The organism is Bartonella sp. MR63HLJHH, from assembly GCF_042194155.1.
Lineage (GTDB): Bacteria > Pseudomonadota > Alphaproteobacteria > Rhizobiales > Rhizobiaceae > Bartonella > Bartonella grahamii.
This window is the reverse complement of the sequence record NZ_JBHIMN010000033.1, coordinates 1-1,240: the sequence shown is the minus strand read 5'-3', so window position 1 is coordinate 1,240 and position 1,240 is coordinate 1. Positions and strand designations below refer to the sequence as shown.

The window sequence follows — 1,240 nt, the reverse complement described above, 5'->3', positions numbered from 1 at the left end:
AGGGATTGTTTTATTAATAGGCACACGGTTCCTATCATTGGGCTGTTTGAGCTTTGGTGCTAATACACAAGCCGATAAAATGTTTGCAATCAAAATTACAAGAATGATATTTTTCATTTTAATATGACTCTTTTTTACCATTATATGCATCTTAATATTTATTATCATTATTATAATTTTGACACTAAAGTAAAGTGTATAGTTTGCGATAATTGATCTTTTCTTAATTTCATTTTTTAATTTATGAAAATAGCTCAATTTTAGTGCGAATATTTTTTACTTTAGGATTGGATATCCTCGTTATTTTGTCATATGGATATTAAGGGCATCTGTTACGAGCAGCATTGCTTTTTATCTCATCTAGTTTCTATGTCTCCATAGATGTCCAAATGTAATGCCTTTTGCGAGAGAATTGGCAACGCTTGATAGTTTGAGTAACAGCGTGATGGATATAATGGACAAGATGAGAGCACCCCCAAACATGAAGCTTATATTCTGGTCGTAATCGAGTTTCATATCGCTCAAATAGTTTGCAAAGATATTCATCATCAGATTAAATACAGTCGCTAAGAGTAGAAAGAGGATTATATAATTGACGACTTGGGTTATCCATTGCTCGAAAAGGCGATGAGTTGGTTGCCAGAGCAAAGCAATGATGAAGAGTGATCCCCATCCTACGAGAAGTGTAATAGCGATTTTTGTCAGGAGTACGAGACCACCGCCGATTGCTACTACGAGGCTTGTTGCCAGCAAGATGATGATACCTAAGAGACTGTAAAGCAGTCCATTGGCTTCGAAGAAGACGGTTTCTTGGAAAAGACGTCCTGCATATTGAAATCCTTTGGTTGCTGTTTTGTCTAGTAAATTCATTAATTGTGTATCATTGAGTGGATCTGTTAAGAGCGCTTTTGATAACTCATGGGGCATTTGTGTTATCAAATTGGCAATTTCATTCTGATAAAGTCCTGTGGTAAGAGCTATTGAAGTAATAATACTTATCCGTAGGAAACGATTTACAAATCCGGAGAGAGGCATATCTATAGCGCCACGAATGATGAGCCATCCATAGATGATGAAAGCGATTGTGATACCGATTGATATAAAGGGCGTAATTGTAGCCGTTGTTTTTAAGGAAATATCCGTGACATATGTTTTTGTTATCTGATCAATTTTATTGAAAAGTTGCGTGAACACTGTAAAGTCCATGGAATTCCTCTTTAACGAATTTTCAACTTTTTAT

Annotated in this window: 2 protein-coding genes; both read right to left on the bottom strand. The window is 35.6% G+C overall.

Translation table 11 applies throughout. From position 1 onward, the window contains the following. Window positions 1-117 (bottom strand): TrwH protein (locus ACFIKQ_RS08965; RefSeq protein WP_375656305.1); only part of this gene is annotated, 117 nt, incomplete at its 3' end. A gap of 243 nt (window positions 118-360) precedes the next feature. Further along, window positions 361-1,206, bottom strand: a complete 846-nt coding sequence (locus ACFIKQ_RS08960; RefSeq protein WP_375653481.1) for a type IV secretion system protein — start codon at window positions 1,204-1,206, stop codon at window positions 361-363. Window positions 1,207-1,240: the final 34 nt, after the last annotated feature.

Coding starts and splice junctions, on each gene's coding strand:
- ACFIKQ_RS08960 (WP_375653481.1), bottom strand. CDS start 1,206: ATGGACTTTACAGTGTTCACGCAACTTTTCAATAAAATTGATCAGATA.